At 65.2% G+C, this 17,973-nt stretch carries 17 protein-coding genes; 9 read left to right on the top strand and 8 right to left on the bottom strand.

Annotated features, from left to right (window positions below; all coding sequences use genetic code 11):
• On the top strand, positions 1-721 hold a 721-nt coding region (locus LPN03_RS06400; protein ID WP_262453580.1), incomplete at its 5' end, for an HNH endonuclease signature motif containing protein.
• A gap of 68 nt (positions 722-789) precedes the next feature.
• Here LPN03_RS06400 and fbaA read toward each other — a convergent pair.
• Complete coding sequence (gene fbaA / locus LPN03_RS06395; protein ID WP_262453579.1) at positions 790-1,809, bottom strand: class II fructose-bisphosphate aldolase; 1,020 nt, start codon at positions 1,807-1,809, stop codon at positions 790-792.
• Positions 1,810-1,823: 14 nt separating this feature from the next.
• On the bottom strand, positions 1,824-2,816 hold the full coding sequence (locus LPN03_RS06390) for a LacI family DNA-binding transcriptional regulator (RefSeq protein WP_262453587.1): 993 nt from the start codon (positions 2,814-2,816) through the stop codon (positions 1,824-1,826).
• Positions 2,817-2,966: 150 nt separating this feature from the next.
• Here LPN03_RS06390 and LPN03_RS06385 point away from each other — a divergent pair, with 150 nt between their 5' ends.
• The 5 genes from LPN03_RS06385 to LPN03_RS06365 are packed head-to-tail and all read left to right on the top strand — an operon-like array spanning position 2,967 to position 7,414.
• Entirely contained in the window at positions 2,967-4,022 is a 1,056-nt protein-coding gene (locus tag LPN03_RS06385) for a substrate-binding domain-containing protein (protein ID WP_262453578.1), read from the top strand.
• A gap of 21 nt (positions 4,023-4,043) precedes the next feature.
• A complete protein-coding gene (locus tag LPN03_RS06380; RefSeq protein WP_262453577.1) occupies positions 4,044-5,039 on the top strand; it encodes an ABC transporter permease in 996 nt (331 codons plus the stop codon).
• Entirely contained in the window at positions 5,036-5,827 is a 792-nt protein-coding gene (locus tag LPN03_RS06375) for an ATP-binding cassette domain-containing protein (protein ID WP_165182324.1), read from the top strand. Before LPN03_RS06380 ends, LPN03_RS06375 begins: the two co-directional genes overlap by 4 nt.
• Entirely contained in the window at positions 5,817-6,779 is a 963-nt protein-coding gene (locus tag LPN03_RS06370; RefSeq protein WP_262453576.1) for a PfkB family carbohydrate kinase, read from the top strand. The genes LPN03_RS06375 and LPN03_RS06370 overlap by 11 nt, the downstream gene beginning before the upstream one ends.
• A complete protein-coding gene (locus LPN03_RS06365) occupies positions 6,776-7,414 on the top strand; it encodes a nucleoside/nucleotide kinase family protein (protein ID WP_262453575.1) in 639 nt (212 codons plus the stop codon). Before LPN03_RS06370 ends, LPN03_RS06365 begins: the two co-directional genes overlap by 4 nt.
• 17 nt (positions 7,415-7,431) lie before the next feature.
• Here LPN03_RS06365 and LPN03_RS06360 read toward each other — a convergent pair whose 3' ends face one another.
• Genes LPN03_RS06360 through LPN03_RS06345 form a run of 4 tightly spaced genes read right to left on the bottom strand, consistent with a single transcriptional unit; the run spans position 7,432 to position 11,343 of the window.
• Complete coding sequence (locus LPN03_RS06360) at positions 7,432-8,349, bottom strand: ABC transporter substrate-binding protein (protein WP_262453574.1); 918 nt, start codon at positions 8,347-8,349, stop codon at positions 7,432-7,434.
• Positions 8,346-9,578, bottom strand: a complete 1,233-nt coding sequence (locus LPN03_RS06355) for an amidohydrolase (protein WP_262453573.1) — start codon at positions 9,576-9,578, stop codon at positions 8,346-8,348. Before LPN03_RS06355 ends, LPN03_RS06360 begins: the two co-directional genes overlap by 4 nt.
• Complete coding sequence (locus LPN03_RS06350) at positions 9,575-10,384, bottom strand: amino acid ABC transporter ATP-binding protein (protein WP_316255579.1); 810 nt, start codon at positions 10,382-10,384, stop codon at positions 9,575-9,577. Before LPN03_RS06350 ends, LPN03_RS06355 begins: the two co-directional genes overlap by 4 nt.
• Positions 10,381-11,343, bottom strand: coding sequence for an amino acid ABC transporter permease (locus tag LPN03_RS06345; RefSeq protein ID WP_262453572.1), 963 nt, complete (start codon positions 11,341-11,343; stop codon positions 10,381-10,383). Before LPN03_RS06345 ends, LPN03_RS06350 begins: the two co-directional genes overlap by 4 nt.
• Positions 11,344-11,477: 134 nt before the next feature.
• Here LPN03_RS06345 and LPN03_RS06340 point away from each other — a divergent pair, with 134 nt between their 5' ends.
• The gene (locus LPN03_RS06340; protein WP_262453571.1) at positions 11,478-12,488 is read left to right on the top strand and encodes an Lrp/AsnC family transcriptional regulator; all 1,011 of its coding nucleotides are present in this window, start codon (positions 11,478-11,480) and stop codon (positions 12,486-12,488) included.
• Between the two features lie 195 nt (positions 12,489-12,683).
• Here the strand turns inward: LPN03_RS06340 and LPN03_RS06335 are convergent, their stop codons facing one another.
• Positions 12,684-12,911 (bottom strand): hypothetical protein, encoded by a 228-nt coding sequence (locus tag LPN03_RS06335; protein WP_262453570.1) that lies wholly within the window; start codon positions 12,909-12,911, stop codon positions 12,684-12,686.
• 352 nt (positions 12,912-13,263) lie between these two features.
• Between LPN03_RS06335 and LPN03_RS06330 the strand changes: the two genes are divergently transcribed.
• Complete coding sequence (locus tag LPN03_RS06330; protein ID WP_262453569.1) at positions 13,264-14,418, top strand: hypothetical protein; 1,155 nt, start codon at positions 13,264-13,266, stop codon at positions 14,416-14,418.
• A 259-nt stretch (positions 14,419-14,677) separates the two neighbouring features.
• A complete protein-coding gene (locus tag LPN03_RS06325; RefSeq protein ID WP_262453568.1) occupies positions 14,678-15,829 on the top strand; it encodes a hypothetical protein in 1,152 nt (383 codons plus the stop codon).
• Positions 15,830-15,942: 113 nt separating this feature from the next.
• On the opposite strand, the gene LPN03_RS06320 is transcribed toward LPN03_RS06325, so the two are convergent.
• Entirely contained in the window at positions 15,943-17,616 is a 1,674-nt protein-coding gene (locus LPN03_RS06320) for an alkaline phosphatase family protein (protein WP_262453567.1), read from the bottom strand.
• Positions 17,617-17,973: the final 357 nt, after the last annotated feature.

Below are 17,973 nucleotides of genomic sequence, written 5' to 3'. Positions count from 1 at the left end.
GCCGTGGCCGCACCTGGTCAATGGGGTCTGGGTGCCCGCGCCCGGATCCGGACAGGAACTGCCCGGCCTGGACCCCATCGACCCGGCCAACACCAACCCCGTCCTAACCGACCGGCGCACCCGCGCCCAACGACTCCTCGACGGCATGATCGACTGCATCCGCCTGGCCGCCCGCACCAGCAAACTCCCCGACAACGGCGGACTGAAGCCCCAACTCTTCATCTCCACCACCGAAGAAGACCTCCAACGAAAAACCAAGGACGGGCGCCCCGGCGGAATCGCCTTCCTGCCCTACTCCGGCCCCCAACCCCTGGGCCTGTTCAGCACCGAACTCTGCGACGCCGACGTCACCACCATGCTTCTGGGCAACGGCCAGGAAATCCTCAACGTCGGACGCACCCAACGCTTCTTCACCAAGGCCCAACGCAAAATCCTTATTGCCCGCGACAAGGGATGCTCCCACCCCGGCTGCACCCGCCCCGCCTACTGGTGCGACGCCCACCACATCATCCCCTGGATGGACGGCGGGGAAACCAGCGTCGAAAACGGAGCCTTGCTCTGTAGAGCCCATCACGTCGCCATCCACCAGGGCCTCTGGAGTATCAAACTCACCAACGGCACCCCCTGGTACACACCGGCCTACAAGCTCGACCCGACCCAAACCCCGATCCGCAACATCTTCCACCACGGCCTCCCCACCGCCACAAACCAGACACCATGACCCCGCCAATTCACACCACCGGGGCCAGTCGACACCGCGGGCCAACACGTCTGGCCCGGCCGATGCGTCTACTTCATGCGGCGGCCTGCGGAGCCAAGCTGTTGCGCCGCCTCCACCACGCGGCCGGCCATCGCCTGTTCAGCCGGCTTCCCCCACGAGCGCGGGTCATAGGATTTCTTCACCCCGACGTCGCCGTCGAGCTTGAGGACCTGGTCATATCGGGAGAGCATGTAGCCGGCAATGGAGCGGGTGAAGGCGTACTGCGTGTCCGAGTCGATGTTCATCTTCACCACCCCATGCCCCACAGCCTGGCGAATTTCGTCCGCAGTGGAGCCGGAGCCGCCGTGGAACACCAGGTCCAGCGGGCGGTCAATGCCCGTTTGGTCCGCCAGGGCGGCCTGGATTTCGCCCAGCAGGGCCGGCCGGAGCTTCACATGGCCCGGCTTGTACGCGCCGTGGACATTGCCGAAGGTCAGCGCGGCCAGATACCTGCCCTGCGCCCCTGTCCCCAACTCCCCCACCAGCCGGCGGGCGTCGTCAATGGTCGTGTAGAGCCGCTCATCCATGGCACCCTCAACACCGTCCTCCTCGCCGCCCACCACGCCCACCTCCACTTCCAGGATGGTCCTCGCCTGCTGTGAGAGCTCCAACAGCCGGCGGGCCACCTCCAGGTTCCTGCCGAGGGGAAGCGCGGAACCATCCCACATGTGCGACTGGTACAGCGGCAACTGCCCGCCCTTGACCCGCCGGATGGAGTGGTCCAGCAGCGGCAGCACCCAGTCCTCGAGGTTGGCCTCCGGACAATGGTCGGTGTGCAGGGCAATCCTCACCGAGTAGTGGCAGGCCACCTCGTGCGCGTAAGCGGCAAGTGCCAGCGAACCGGCCAGCCGGTGGTTCGCCGCCCCGGAAAGATACTGCGCAGTCCCCACGGACACCTGGATAATTCCATCGCTTCCCGCCTCCGCAAATCCCCGCAGGGCCGCATTGAGGGTCTGGGAGGAGGTGACATTGATGGCCGGATACGCAAAGCCCGCCGCCTTTGCTGTATCCAGCATGTGGGCATATTCGTCCGGGGTGGCAATGGGCATGGCAGGCTCCTTGGTCAATCGGTGCAGCCGCAGGAATTTCTGTGGTGGTAGATGGTCTTGGTGCGCAGCACCTGGCGCGGTGAGGCCTTGCCGTCAATCCTGTCGATCAAAAGGTCGACGGCGGTGCGCCCCATGGACTTCACGTCCTGTTCGATGGCGGTCAGCTGCGGCTCGAAGACGTCCGCCCATTCGAAGTCGTCGTAGCAGGCCAAGGCCACGTCGCCGGGCACCTTCAGGCCCAGGTCCTTCAGTGCCTGCATGGACCCGATGGTCATGGCGTTGTTCAGCACCACCAGTGCCGTGGGGCGGGACTCGGCGTTGCTGAACAACTTTGTCACGGCCCGGTAGGCGTCCTTGGCCTTCGAATTTCCCACGGCCATGACTGACTGCACCCCGGGCCCGGCGGCGGCTACGGCTGCCCGGAAGCCTTCGATGCGCTCTTCGGTGGACTGTATGCCCGGCAGGCCCGTGATGGCTGCGATGTGCCGGTGCCCGTGCTCAATGAGGTGGGCGGTGATCAGTCGTGTCGGTTCCACATTGTCCGGCGCCACCTGGTCGCAGTCCACGTCGGCATGGCGGTCAATGAGGACCACGGGCGTGCCGTCGGCCAGAATGCGCGGCAGGTTGGCCGTTTCGCTGTGCGGGGCCGGGGCAATGATCATCCCGTCCACCCGCCGGTCCAGCAGCGTGCCCAGCAAGGTCCCCTCCACCTCGGCGTCGTCGTGCGAATCCCCCATGACTAGGCTGTATCCCCGGGCTGAGGCGCGCTTCTCAATGGCATGAACCAGGTTGGCGAAGTATGGGTTTTGCAGCGCGGAAATCGAGAGCCCGATGGCGTGCGTGCGGGAGGTGACCAGTGCCGTAGCCAGGGCATTGCGCCGAAAGTGCGTGGCGGCCATGGCGTCCATGACCCGTTGCCGGGTGTCAGGGCTGACCGGGCGCGTCTCATTGAGGACATGGGAAACAGTGCTGATGGAGACTCCAGCTTCCCGGGCGACGTCGGCCATGGTACCCAAGAGTCCTCCTCAATTGACTTCGTTCAGTATGTGGCACCTCTCACAATATTTTAATTCAAACGCTTGCGCAAGCGTTTGCGAGGTGCTTACAGTGGAGCCACTCGACGGCAGGTCCCTGCCTCACTGGTCGAAGGAGTCCAGATGACGAACATCAGCAGTTTCCGGAAAATCACCCACCACAGCGGCATTCACCGCTCACTTTCAGCCCTGGTCCTGGCGGGCGCCATTGCCATGACGGCCTCGGCGTGCGGCGGCTCCAGCACCCCCGGAACCACCAACAGCGGCGGCGGGGCGTCAGCCAATGTGAAAGTCGGCCTGATCACCAAGACCGACACCAACCCGTACTTCGTCAAGCTGCGCGAGGCCGCCAAGGCCGAGGCTGCCAAGCAGGGCGCGGACCTGATCGCCCTCGCCGGGAAGTTCGACGGCGACAACGAGGGCCAGGTGACCGCGATTGAGAACCTGGTCAGCCAGGGAGTCAAGGGCATCCTGATTACGCCCAACTCCTCCACCGGCATCCTGGCCGCCATCAAGTCCGCCCGGGACGCCGGCGTCGTCGTTATTGCCCTTGACACGGCCACCGACCCTGCAAACGCCGTGGACGCAACGTTTGCCACGGACAACAAGCAGGCCGGCGTATTTGAAGGCAAATGGGTCAAGGGCACCCTTGGCGCGAAGACACCCAAGCTCCTGATGCTCGACGGCACTCCCGGCGGCACGGTGGATGACTTCCGCCACAACGGTTTCCTGGAGGGCATGGGCATTGCCGCAGGCTCGCCGGAAATCGCCGGCATGGAGAACACCAACGGCGACCAGACCAAGGCCCAGACGGCCATGGAAAACCTGCTCCAGCGGGTTCCCGACGCCAATGCCGTCTACACGATCAACGAGCCAGCCGCGGCTGGCGGCTACCAGGCGATCAGCGCGGCCGGCAAGACCGCCCAGATCACCATGGCCTCCATTGACGGCAGCTGCACCGGCGTGGCGAACGTGAAGTCCGGCAAGATCGGCGCCACCGTAATGCAGTTCCCGGCCAAGATGGCGCAGAAGGGCGTTGACGCCGTTGTGACCTTCGCCAAGGATGGCACCAAGCCCAGCGGCTTCATTGACACCGGGGCCCAACTGATCACCGACCATCCCGTCACCGGCTTGGACTCAAAGGACACCGCCTGGGGCCTGCAGAACTGCTGGGGATAGCGGAAAGTAGGAAGGTAAGCCATGACAACCAGCAGCAACACCATCAGCCCCGCACCGCCTGGATCACGCCGCGACTGGACGTGGGTTGCACGGCAGCCGCTTGTGGGGCCGCTGGCAGCACTCATCCTTGCCGTGGTTGTGTTTTCCATCGGCTCGCCACGGTTTCTCAGCCCCTACAACCTGTCGCTGATTGGCCAGCAGTCCATAGTGATTGGCATCCTGGCCGTGGCCCAGACCATCGTGATCCTGACCGCCGGCATTGACTTGTCCATCGGCGCCATCGCGGTTCTGGGGACCATCGTGATGGCCAAGACCGTGCAAAGTGCCGGAGGGGTGGGCGCGCTGCTCATCGCCCTGGTGGTCTGTGTGGCCGTCGGCGCCATCAACGGATCCCTGGCGTCATTCCTCCGGCTGCCGCCGTTCATCGTGACCCTTGGGACGTTTACGGCGGTGGCGGCTGCCAGCCAGCTCTATGCCGGTTCCGCCACCTACCCTGTGACGGACCCGCTGCTGACGTTCTTTGGCCAGGATTTCGGCATTGGCGCCTGGCGGACCACGCTTGGTGTGGGCCTGCTGGTGGTGGTGTATGCGGTCGCCTTTTATGTCCTGAACCAAACGGCGGGCGGCAAGCACGTCTACGCAGTGGGCGGAAATCCGACGGCGGCCCGCTTCACAGGCATCAAGATCAACCGGACGCTGCTCATGGTCTACATCATGACGGGAGTCATTGCGATGATTGCCGCCTGGGCCGCACTGGGGCGCATTCCGAATGCCGACCCCAATGCGTACCAGACGGCCAACCTGGACACGATCACCGCAGTCGTCATTGGCGGGACCAGCCTCTTTGGCGGCCGCGGATCCGTGGTGGGGACGCTGATCGGGACGCTGATCGTGGGCGTGCTGCGCAACGGGCTGACCCTGATCGGGGTGGACAACCTGTACCAAAACATCGCCACCGGCGTCCTGGTCATCCTGGCCGTCGCGTTTGACCAGATCGCCCGCAGGAGGACGCAGTGACCAATTCACCCACAGTGGTCCTGGAGGCCAAAAACCTGGTCAAGCGGTACGGCTCGGTCACGGCCATCAACGGCGCAGATTTTGAGTTGCGTGCCGGCGAGGTGCTGGCCGTGATTGGCGACAACGGGGCGGGAAAGTCCAGCCTCATCAAGGCACTCTCCGGGGCGCTGGTGCCGGATTCCGGCGAAATCAGGATGGACGGCGAGCCAGTCCGGTTCCGGACCACACTGGACGCGCGGCACCACGGCATCGAAACTGTCTACCAGGACCTGGCCGTGATCCCGGCGCTGGACATTGCCAGCAACGTGTTCCTGGGCCGGGAGCTCCGCAAGAAGGGGTTTCTGGGCACCGTGCTTCGCCAGCTGGACAAGCCGCGGATGAGGGCCGAATCCATGCAACACCTGACGGACTTGAAGATTGGCGTCAAGTCCGCAACCCAGGCGGTTGAAACGCTTTCCGGCGGGCAGCGGCAGGGTGTGGCAGTGGTCCGTTCCGCCGCATTTGGCAAGCGCGTCATCATCATGGACGAGCCCACCGCTGCCCTGGGCGTGCGGGAATCCGGGATGGTCATGGACCTGATACGCCAAATCCGCGAGCGCGGCCTGCCGGTGATCCTGATCAGCCACGACATGCCGCACGTTTTTGAGGTGGCTGACCGCATCCATGTCCACCGCCTCGGCAAACGCACCGCCGTGGTGGACCCCAAGGTGCGCAGCATGGCCGAGGTGGTGGCCCTGATGACGGGAGCGCTGGAGCCGAGCGAGGAAGAGAAGAACGGTGGAGCCTGAGCCGCCGTCCGCCGGCAGATTTCCGCACGGCGTTTTTGTGGGGCTTTCCACCCTGGACATCATTCAGCGGGTCAAGGAGTTCCCCGGGCGCAATGCCAAAGCCACGGCGCTGCGCCAGGATGTGGCGGGCGGCGGGCCCGCACTGAATGCCGCCGTGGTCTTTTCGGCCCTGGGCGGCCGCGCCACATTGGTGACCCGGCTGGGCCACGGGAGCATTTCCGCCGTGGTCCGGGAAGATTTGGCGGCGCGGGGCGTGGCACTGGTGGACCTTGCCGACGCGGGATACCAGCCGTCCGTCTCCACCATCACGGTGGACGATGCCACGGGCGAGCGGCAGATTGTCTCCACCGATGCCCTGGGCAGGCAGCGCCAGCTGGCGCACGCCCCGTTGCTTGGCGAGGCGGATGTCAAGGCGGCGCTGGACGCGCTGGGGAGGGCCGACGTCGTCCATCTTGACGGCCACCATCGGGACCTGGCGCTGGCCGCCGCCCGCTGGGGCCGTGAACGGGGCATCCCGAGGGTGGTGGATGCCGGGCGCTGGAAGGACGTCATGGCGGAGCTGGTGCCGCTGGCCACCGAGGTGGTGTGTTCGGCGGACTTCGCCGTCCCGGACTGCGGCGGCACGCTCCGGTGGATCCTGGACCGGGGTGCGGAGCTGGCCGCCGTCACTGACGGGCCGGCACCCGTGCGGTGGCTGGGCCGGCAGGGCGGGGGCTCCGTGGACATGGAGCAGTTCCGCGCGGTGGACACGCTGGGTGCCGGTGATTTCTTTCACGGGGCATATAGTTTTGCACGAACGTTTGGCGGCGCCGGCCGGCTGGAACCGGCCGCGGCGCTGAAATTTGCGGGCCACATAGCGGCGCTCAAGTGCGCCTGGCCGGGCACCCGGGAATGGCTGGGCGGGCTGGCCGGCAGCGGGCCGCTTGACTACTTGAGGACGGTACGACCATGACCACCGCGGTCCAGATTGACGAGCTGGTTGAAAGCGCGTCCGCCCTCGCCGCCCGAGGTGGCAGGGCCATCCTGGGCATCACGGGAGCCCCCGGCGCGGGCAAATCCACGGTGGGCAGCCTCATCGTTTCGGCGTTGGGTCCGGAGCGGGCCGTGCTGGTCCCGATGGACGGCTTCCACCTGGCCAACGCCGTGCTGCTGGCCAAGGGGCTGCGCCAGGTCAAGGGCGCCATCCAGACCTTCGACGACGCCGGATTCGCGAGCCTGCTGCTGCGGATCCGGGACCAGCAGCCGGGCGAGGTTGTCTATGCGCCCAGCTTCAACCGCGACTTGGAGGAGCCGATAGCCGGCAGCATCGCTGTCCTCGCGGAGGTCCCCCTTGTGGTCACGGAGGGGAACTACCTGCTTGCGGAGACCGGCGCCTGGCCGGCCGCCCGCGCCTGCCTCACGGAATCCTGGTTCCTGGACCCGGACCGGGACCGGCGGCACCACTGGCTCATCAACCGGCACATGGACTACGGGAAGTCGGCGGCGGACGCGCGGCTGTGGGCGCTTGGCTCGGATGAGAACAATGCCAGGCTCATCGAGTCGATGGCCCACCGGGCGGACCGGGTGCTCCGGGTCAAGGGGCTGTAACGGGCACGGCCAACGGCCTAGTCCTTCCCCCCATTCACAGTGGCAGTGTCCAGCGCGCCGCCGGCCAGGCCATAAGTGTCAAGAATCGACTTGTATGATCCATCGTCAATAATCGCCTGGAGAGCTGACTGGAACGCCGCGGCCAAGGCCCCCGAATCCTTCGGGAAGGCAATGCCCGTGGGCGCGGCCGGGGTGCCGTCAGGAATAGAGACAAAGGTGCCGTTTCCCTTCTTCACCTGGGTCTGGGCCGACACAGTGTCCGTCCACACGTAGCCGATTCGGCCGGCATGGAGGGCCAGCATGGAGTCCGAGACCCCCGGAAAATTTTGGATGCCGATCGGCTTGCGCCCCCGGGCCGTGCAGCTTTCGGATGCCTTCTTGCCCAGGTCCACCGTTATGGTTCCAATGCCAACGCCCACCTGCTTGCCGCACAGGACATCCGGCAACGGTCCATTCGCTGCTGGATCGCCGGCATTCATGACGATGCCGCCGCCCACCTGGAAATAGTCCACGAACTTGACCTTGTCCTGGCGCTGGACCGTGTCCGTCATGCCCGACATGGCCATGTCATACCGTTTGGCCTGAAGCCCCGGAATGATCGAGTCAAATCCGGCCTGTTGAAATTTGACGGTGATGCCCAGCTGCTTGGCCATGGCTTCGAGCAGGTCCGGATCCAGCCCACGAATGGTCTTCTGGTCTGCGTCAAGGGTTTCAAAGGGCGGATACATCGGGTTCGTGGCAACCACCACGTATCCCTTCTGGCGTATGTCAGCGGGGAGCTTGTCCGCCAGTTTCTGGTGCGTGCCGGACTGAGTGCCCGGGGAGACGGGTGCGCCAGCCACGGATATGGCACCACAGGAGCTGCACGCCAGCACGACTCCCAGGCATGCTGCCGCTGCCATGGCGGTGCGCCGAACCTTGATTGTTGTTTTCATTTCTGGGGCCTCTCGTGTGGCTTGGTGACTAGTTTTCTGGCGCCTGCCTGATCCAGGAGACGTTTTCGCTGGGCAGGGTCGGCCGCGATGATTGCCCCGGCCAGCGCCAGGCCGCGGGCGCCGTCGAGCACGGCAAGGTCCGCTGACGGAGTGATCCCGTGTTCAGTGAATTGGGGTGTGTGGTGGACTGCACCGCCCACGTCGTAGCCGATCATTGGCTGGATGCTTGGCAGGTGCTGCGAGACATTGCCCATGTCGGTGGAGGCACGCGGTGCACCGGCGGCGTCGAATGGGATGCGGCCGAGGGTTGCCATGGCCTGCACATACGCCCCCGTCAGGCCAGGGTCCTGGCGGAGCTCCGCAAATTCACCGCCCCGCTGGCTCACCGCAAGCTCAGCACCCGTTGCCAATGCACCGGCCTGCAGGCAGCGGCGCACCGCTTCTTGCAACTTCTCCAAGCCCGCCATTGAGGACGCGCGAAGCTCCACGCTTGCCCTCGCACCCGCCGGAATGATGTTGGGTGCCTGGCCGGCTTCATGAATGATGAAGGAGACGATCTGCCCCACAGGAAGCTGCTGCCGCAACAGACCTACAGCCTGGTAGGCAAGGGTGACGGCATCTGCAGCATTAACCCCGCACCACGGAGCGGCAGCCGCGTGGGCGCCCTTACCCGTGTAGCGCACGTCCCAGAGGGCCAGTGCGTAGGAGGAACCGCCCACCTCATCTGATCCGTTGGCATGAACCATCATTGCCGCAGCGACACCGTCGAAGGCGCCTGCCCGAAGCAAGTCGATCTTGCCGCCCGTGGATTCCTCCGCCGGGGTGCCAATGAGCTTGACGGTCAGGCCCAACCTGTCCGCCATGCTTGCCAGTCCGACGGCTCCACCGACGGCGGCGGCACCGTTGACATTGTGCCCGCAGGCATGGCCAATCCCGGGCAGGGCGTCATATTCGGCGCAGAGCGCGATGACCAGCTCGCCGGAGCCGCATCGCGCCACCAGGGCGGTGGCCGGACTCCCTGCCGGGTGCGCTACCTCAAAGCCCGCCGAACGGAGCAAGGCGGAAATCTTGTCCCTCGAGCGATACTCCTCAAGGCCCACCTCGGGTTCTTTGTGCAGGCTGTGGCTCAACCCCACCAGTTCGGGTGCCCACCGATCGATCACCCCGAGGATCCTGTCCCGAACGTCCGGGTCCGTTGCCGCCCCGTCTGCGGCCAGCGTAATACTCACAGCACTTGTGCCAGAAAGGCACGGGTCCGGGGGTGTTGCGGCTGCGCGATCATGGCCCGCGGATTCCCCGTCTCGACGATGACGCCTCCGTCCATGAACACCAAGGTATCGCCTACTTCGCGGGCGAATCCGATCTCGTGGGTGACCACCACCATCGTCATGCCCGACCGTGCCATCAGCTTCATGACCTCCAGCACGTCGCCGACCAGCTCAGGGTCAAGCGCCGAGGTTGGTTCGTCAAAGAGCATCAGCGTCGGTTCCATTGCCAAGGCACGGGCGATGGCCACCCGTTGCTGCTGGCCACCGGAGAGTTCACTGGGGTAGGAATCGCACTTGTCCGCCAGCCCCACCGTGGCCAGCAGCTCCTGTGCCTTGGCCACGGCCCCCGCGCGTGAGTTTCGCCGCAGAAGCACGGGCGCTTCGACAAGATTCCCCAGGACGCTCATGTGCGGGAACAAGTCGAAGTGTTGAAACACCATCCCGGTCCCAGAACGCTGCCGCAGCACGTCCTTTTCCGGCAGCTCGTACAGGCGACCCCGCTGCTCCCGATATCCCATGAGCTGCCCGTTGACGTAAATCCGGCCGCCATCGACCTTTTCCAGGCGGTTGATGCAGCGCAGCAGGGTGGATTTTCCGGACCCTGACGGGCCGATCAGACAGGTGACTTCCCCCGGTGCAACGTCCAGCGAGACTCCGCGCAGAACAGCGTTGGAACCGTAGGACTTTTCCACGGACACCATCCGGACCACAGGTTCCGGCTTGAAGGTGTCAACGTCGAAGGGTTTGCTTTGGACTGCATGGTTCATGGGGTCACACTCCGAAATGAGATCAGGTTCCGGCGAAGCCGCCCGGAAAAGGATGATGGCGCCGGTGTGGCACTGCCATGGGCGTAGCGCTTCTCGATGAAGGACTGCCCCACGGTAAGGATGCTGGTAACTGTCAGGTACCAGATGCTGACCACCAGCAGGAGCGGGATGGTCTCGTATGTCTGCGTGTAGATGGCCTGGGCCGAATAGAGCAGTTCCGACATGGCGATCACAGACACGATGGAAGTCATTTTCAGCATGCCCACCACTTGGTTGCCGGTGGGCGGAATGATCACCCTCATGGCCTGGGGCAGCACGATTCGGCGCATTGTCTGGGCGCGGCTGAGACCAAGTGCCCCGGCGGCCTGCCGCTGCCCTGGAGAAACGGACAATATCCCCGAACGCACGATTTCGGCCATATAGGCACCCTCGTTGAGCCCCAGCCCAAGCACGGCCGCGGCGAAAGGGGTGATCAGGGCATTTACGTCCACCAGCAATAGCGGGGGTCCAAACGGTAGTCCAATGGCCATGTGCGGGAACAGGGCCGAGAGGTTGAACCAGAAGATGAGCTGGACCAGAACAGGGGTTCCCCGAAACAACCCGATGTAGAGCCAGGCAATGGCCCGGGAAACCGGGTTTTCAGACAACCGCATAATGGCCAGCACCATGCCAAACACAATGCCGATTAGCATGGCCAGCGCCGTGAGCTCCAGGGTGGTCATGAGACCGCGGATGATGGGGCCGGCCGCCAGGTAATGCCCCACCACGCCCCACTCGAAACGTGGGTTGGAGATAATTTCCCTGGCCGTCATGGCCGCCAGCAGAAAGGCGATGGCGCCACCCACCCAGCGGCCGGCGTGGCGCAACGGCACCACCTTGGTACGGCGCGACTGGTCCGTTGCCGCCGTGCCGGCCGGCGATCCAAGGGGCAATAGTTGTGGAACGTTTGAGGGAGTCACGGACATCACTTCTTTGTGTTGTGGAATGGATCGTTGCGGGGTGGAGCCGTCCAACCCGATTACCAAAACTGTAAAGTGGCGTTAAGAATCTGAATCAGAATCGACAAGATTGAACGTATTCAATGTCACCTGCGATGGAATCGAACACGGCCAGCGAACTTGACCTGGCCTTGCTCAATGCGCTTCAAGTCAGCCCGCGCGCCGATTGGCAACAGGTAGGAACAGCCCTCGGCGTGTCCGCTGCAACCGTGGCGCGCCGCTGGGATTCGCTGCATGGGCGGGGCCTTGCATGGGTTGGCCTGACGATGGGACACCGGCGCAGCCAGGAAATTGCCTCGGCCTTTGCCCTGGTCACCTGTGTGGGCGATCCGAAGGTGGTCGCGGCCCGGCTGGCGCGCGAACGGGAAGTCGCCACGATTGCCCGAACCATGGGAAGCCACGACCTGCTGCTGGACATCCTGGTGCACGATCTGGAGTCGCTTCGCCGCTACCTGGCCATTGGCCTGGCAAGGATCGAGGGCGTCGGCGCCGTGGTCTCCTACCCGATCACCACCATCTTCACCACAGGATCGCGATGGCGAGTCCGCGCCCTGGAGCCGAACCAGGTCCGCCAGCTTAGTGGCGGGGCCCTGCCCGGCTCGCCCCGCTTCACCACAAACCTGGACAGACTGGACCACCAACTTATTGGCGCTCTGACCGAAGATGCCCGCCTGAGCTGGACGGAATTGGCGACCCAGTGCGCCACCAGCGCCCCCACGGCACGGCGCAGGATCCAGCGCCTGTTCTCCTCAGGCGTCATCGAGCTGCGCTGCGAGCTGGCGACGCCCCTGGTGGGACCGGCTATCCAGGTGACGTTCTTCCTTCAGCTGCCCAGCCCGTCCATTCAGGAAGCCGGCAAGCTGATTGCCGCCATGTCCAAGTGCCGTCTGGCCGCCTCCGTCGTGGACCGCAGCAACCTGGTGGCAACCATGTGGTTTTCCAGCCCGGCCGAGATAGAGCCCTTCGAGGCCCTCCTGCTATCCGCCTTCCCCCAGCTGGCCGTCAATGAGCGGATCGTCCACCTGCACCCAGTCAAGCGAATCGGACATCTGCTCGACGCCCAGGACCGCGCAACAGGTGAGGTGGTGCCGCTGGCAGCATGGTAGCCCGGCGGTTGTCCCAGCAGCCCCCGGCACCTTGCGACCGTCTCGCGCCGACCGGGCCAAAGTTCCGCGCAGTGCATTGCCGACCGGCTGGTCCGCGAACTCTCCGGTCGGGTGTTCGCAGGTAACGAGGAGTCGGTGGCAGCGGGCGCCCCAAGGCTGGTCGAAGGTATTTTCCCGATTAGAGCTGCCGTGGCGCTATTCGACGACGTCTACCGAACGCAGTTGGATGCCCGTTTCCAGCTTCAGCTTGGTGAAGGCACCGGCGAGAACATGCGCTGCGGCGCGCACTGCCTGTTCATTCAGGGGAACGTCTCCATTTTCGGCACCCTCCCCCGGATACCTCGCATCGTGGAACTGCAGCAAGACCCCGGGATCATTGATTTCCATCGTGAAGCGAAGCGTCAGGTTCTCAATGCGTGTCATGGCCCAATACTCCCTGACAAGCATGGAAATGTCACGGCCAGGTCTCGCCCGCGCAGGCCCCGTCCGGGCGGGGTTCCCGCGCGCCGCCGCCATGGCTAAAGTTTTACCATCGCCGTGCCACACCGGGGCCACTTCCCCGGCCAGCAACCCGCACGGCAGCCACACTGAGGAGGCCAGCAATGGGCCAGCAGGAAGCTTCACGGCACAACGAAATTCACGAGGGCGGGTACGGTTCACCCATGCCGGAGGATGAGATGCCCGCTCCCCCGGACCCAACAGGCAGCCGACAGCCTGCGGAGGTGCCCGGCGTCGAACCTCAGGGGTCTGGGGCACCGGACGGCGACAAGCTGCCTTGAAGGTCCTCCAATGGGCCAGTTTTACCGTCGGGGCAGTGGGGCTGCTGCTGACGTGGATCAGCGTGATCGGAACGTTGATTGTGCCCCGTCCGCTGCACAGTGTGCTGTCCCGGGTGACGGGCATAGCCACCATGAAGGCGTTTTTCGCCATCCTGAGGCCAGTTGACACGTACGAAATGCGGGACCGGTTCATGTCCTGGCAGGCCCCGATGTCCCTGTTCCTGCGCCTGATCCTGTGGGTGGTGCTTTTTGACCTGTCCTTCACGCTGATGCTGCTTCCCTCTGTGGACGGGGATGTGTGGAAGGCTGCCAGCGAGGCTGGTTCGGCCATGTTCACCCTCGGCTATGCGGCTCCCACCAATGCCGGCAACACGGTGCTGGTCTACGCGGCCGCATTTACCGGCCTGATTGTCATCGCCCTGCAGATCAGCTACCTCCCCACACTTTATTCAGCCTTCAACCGCCGCGAGGCTGAAGTGACCCTGCTGGTGTCGCGCGCCGGATCGCCGTCCTGGGGCCCCGAGCTGCTGGTCCGCACACGGTTTGGCCGCGCCGCGCAGGACAGCTCCAATGAGCTGGCGGAGCTGTATCAGCGGTGGGAACGCTGGGCCGCCGAGGTGGCCGAATCGCACAGCACCTACCTCACGCTGGTGTGGTTCCGTTCCCCGTCCCCGCAGTCAAACTGGCTCATTTCGCTGCTGAGCGTAATGGACGCCGCCGCGCTGCAGCTGGCCCTGAGCCCGGGCACCGTCCCCAACACCCGGGCGCGGCTGGTGATCCGCATGGGGTTCACCTGCATGAACCAGGTGGCCCGGGCCATCCGCATCCCGGTTGACGAAGACCCGGACCCGGACGCCCCGCTCAATGTCACCTTCGAAGACTTCCAGGGTGCCGTGAACATGCTGCGCAGCGTCGATTTCCCCGTTGAGGTCACCCCCGAACAGGCCTGGCCGCATTTCAGGGGCTGGCGCGCCAACTACGAAAAGGTGGCCTACGCCCTGGCCTACGCCATCGACGCCCCGCCTTCCATGTGGAGCGGGCCGAGGCGGTTCGCCTTTGCGCCCGTCATGCCGAACCGGCCCAAGAACCGCACCGCCAAAGAGGTCCGGCCGGACGATCCGCAGATGCTGGCACGGCGGCGAAAGGACTGAGCTTGGGGCCGGGGATGCCGATACGGACAATTGAGGCTGATATATCAGGATCAATAGTCCGTATCGGCATCCATGGGGCCATTGGGACCGTTCCACAGGGACGCGGGCCGGGCTCACGGCGTAGGCGAAGGGTGCGCCGCCTGGCAATTTCTCCCGTTCACCTTCGCGTTGGGTGCAGTTTCCCCAGTTCAGCACGGACTCCCAGACGGCGGTCATAACTTTCAAAGGCAAGCTATTTCCGAACCGAAGGATATTACCCATGCCTGCCATGCCCCGCTTCAAGCGCACCTCCCTGGTCCTGATCGGCGTCTGCCTGACCGCCGCCGCCACCTCCGCCGCGCTGCCCGCCTCCGCCGCCAACAAACCCGAGGCCCCCAAGACCACCGGCTACACGGTGAAGTCGTTCCCCGCCGTCGGCGCGGAGACCGGCCCTGACGACATCACACGCCTGGGCAATTCGGTGTACGTTTCCTTCCAAAACGGCGTGGGCCCCCTGGGCGAGGCCGCCAAGTCAGGTGCCACCGAGAGCACCATCCAGCAGTACGGCCTGGACGGCAAGCCCGGCAAGTCCTGGCAGGTGAGCGGCAAGGTGGACGGACTCACCGCCGACCCCTCCCACCACCGCCTGCTGCTGACCGCCAACGAGGACGGCAACTCCTCCTTCGCCACCCTCTCCCCCACCGCAGCCGTGCCGCTGGCCCGCTACAGCTACTCCGGCCTGACCCATGGCGGCGGCACGGATGCGATCACGCTCCGGCACGGCAAGATCGTTGTCAGCGCCTCCGCCCCGAGCGACTCCACCGGCCCTGCCGCCTACTCGGTTTCCCTGCAGGGCACGACGGCGGCGCTGACGCCCCTGTTCGCCGACAACGCCACCGCCACGATCGCCAACGGCCCGAATGCCGGAACGACCACCACCCTGGCCCTGACCGACCCCGACTCCAACACCATGGTTCCGCGCTCGGCGCCGCGCTTCAAGAACGCGTTCATGCTGGACGCCCAGGGCGACCAGCAATTGATCTTCGCCGCCAACCTCGGCAAGGCCGGCCAGAGCCTTCAGGTGCTCAACGTGGCCCAGCCGCTTGACGACACGGCCTTTGCGGCCCGGGCCAATGAAACGCTGTGGATCACCGACCCGTCCGCCAACGCTGTGTACTCCGTGACCGGACCCTTCAAGGCGGGCCAGGCCGTTTCCACAGTGGCCCCCGACGCCGGCGCCAACTCGCTGAACACCCTGGACCTCACCACCGGTGCACTGACCCCCATCCCGGAACTGGCGGCCATCCACCCCAAGGGCCTGATGTTCACCTCCTCCCGCGACGGCAACCACGACGGCGGCGGCCACCACGGGCACGGCGATCAGGACGGCCACGGCGGCCAGGGCCAGGACGCAGCCGACTCGCAGAACTAGCCACGCGGGGCAGGCAACTGACCCAAAGTAATGGCCGGAGCCCCGGGGAGGCTCCGGCCATTTTCGTGTCTTCAGTGTTTTCCAGGTGGGCGGCTGCCGCCGAAACTAAAAGTTCAGCGCTGCGGGAGCACCTGGGTGCCCTCAAGCTGCACTGCCTGCAGCTGCGTCGGGTCGAGCCCCAAGGCAGCCAGAATGGTAGGGGCTATCTGCGTGGTCTCGACCTGCGCCGATACCTGCTGCACCTGCGCACGGCCGGCCCCGGAAACAACCAGCGGCACGTTCCTGTCATCCGCGCTGGCGCCGCCGTGCTCGGCAATCTTGCTGTGCCCGCCCGTGAAGACCACGCCGGTCTGGGCGATGCCCAGGACGTCAGGGTAGCGGGCATCTGCGGTGGTGGTGCCGAAGTACTTCGCGGACTCGCTGCCTGCGTACACGGTGCCGAGCCCGGAGGACTGGACGGTTTTCGCCGCACCGGAAATGTCATTGCCTGCCGCCGCGTGGTGCAGGAGGTAGTCCTTGGCGAACTGGGCGGCGGCCTGCGAGTGGTCCGAAAGCCACAGCTGCATGATGTCGTCATCCGTGGAGAAGGCCACCAGGTCCGCGGCCGACGCCGGGCTGGCCGCCTTCCATGCCGCATTCAGGCCGGCGATGATGGCACTGTCAGGCACCCGGGTCAACGCTGCCGGATTCATGGGCGACTGCCCGTGCTTGGCGGAGAGAATTACGGTGGTGTCCTTGCTGTTGCCCGTTGCCTTCAGGGCGGCCTCCATGCTTCCCACCGAGGCATTGATGTAGTCCAGCGCCTTGCTCAGGAGCGGTCCGGGGGTGGCGCCGTCGGCGAGGTAGCCGCCGGCCAGGCCGTCCGACGTCGGCAGCTTCTGTGCCGTGGAAACGGACTGAAAGTTCATGCCGAAGACGGCAGGGACGGCCGCGACCTTGGTGCCGGAGTGGTCCTTGCCATGGATCTCGTTCAGCACGGCCTGGACCTTGTAGCCGTCGTACTGCTGGGTGGCGGCGTTGTCGGTGGTCCAGTCGGCGCCGGCAAAGTGCGCCGGCGTGGCGGAGTTGATTTCCGGGGTGAAGAGGTCGTCAATGCCCTTGCCGGAGGGTCCGTTGAGGATTTCGTAGGCGGCGTGCTTGTCCGACCACGCCGTGGTCAGCCCGGCCGCTTTCGCCACCTCGAAGACCGTGTTCACCTTCAGGTACTCGTGGGGGTAGACGGGCTTGCAGGTGGCCGGGTCCACCGGCAGGGCAGCCGGGTTCAGCAGGGTCTCAGGGTGGCCGGTCATGGCCATGATGCTGGCAGGCAGGCCGCCCAGCCCCTGCCCTGCATCCAAGGCAAGCGGGTTCGCGTCCGCGGCTTCCGTAAAGGCAACCTCCGCGCCCGGGACAGCCGTGGCGCAATTGGTGGTGCCGGCCGGCAGGAGTGCGCGGTTGAAGGTGTCGTCGTAGTAGACGCCCGTGGTTTTCGGGTTTCCGCCAGTCAGCTGGCCCACCATGCCGGGAAATGAGTCCGACGGGACAGGAGTCTGTGCGTTGGTGTAGCTGGTTCCGTGGTGGACCAGCGAGGCAATGGCGGAGCCCGGGTGGTTTTTCACGTACCAGTCCAGGTCCTTCTGGTGCATGCCGTCCACCGACAGCAGCAGCACATGCTTGGATGTGCCGCCCCTGCTCCCGGTTCCGCCTGCGCCGTGGCTGGCCAGCGCCGGCGTCACTGTGGCCCCTGCAATAATGACCGCTCCGAGCACTGCCGCCGCAGCAGCGGCATTCTTTTTTGCTGAATTCATCAAGGCTTTTGTCCTTCGCAATGGGGGAATATTCAAGGGATGTGGGTTCATCCCGTGTGGATTCTGCCAAGGCCCACGCCCGATGGTTAGGGTTTCGGCCCGTTTCCGCCCACTGTTCACCACACCTTCCGCCGCGCATCGCCAAACTCTGGGGAGATTCCCAGCCAGCGGCCTTGACTCAAGCACGACGGCGGCCGCCCCGCCACCCAGCCCGCCTCACCGGGGCTTCCCGGCGGTGATGTCCACAGCGCTTTCCACGGGGCTTCCCGACGGTGATGTCCACAGCGTTCCGACAGGCCTTTCCCACAGCATTCATCCCATGTCCCACCAGGCTTCATGGGCTGTTTTAATCCGGCT

It is taken from the genome of Arthrobacter sp. A2-55, from assembly GCF_025548615.1.
GTDB lineage: Bacteria > Actinomycetota > Actinomycetes > Actinomycetales > Micrococcaceae > Specibacter > Specibacter silviterrae.
This window is presented reverse-complemented; position numbering and strand designations above follow the sequence as displayed.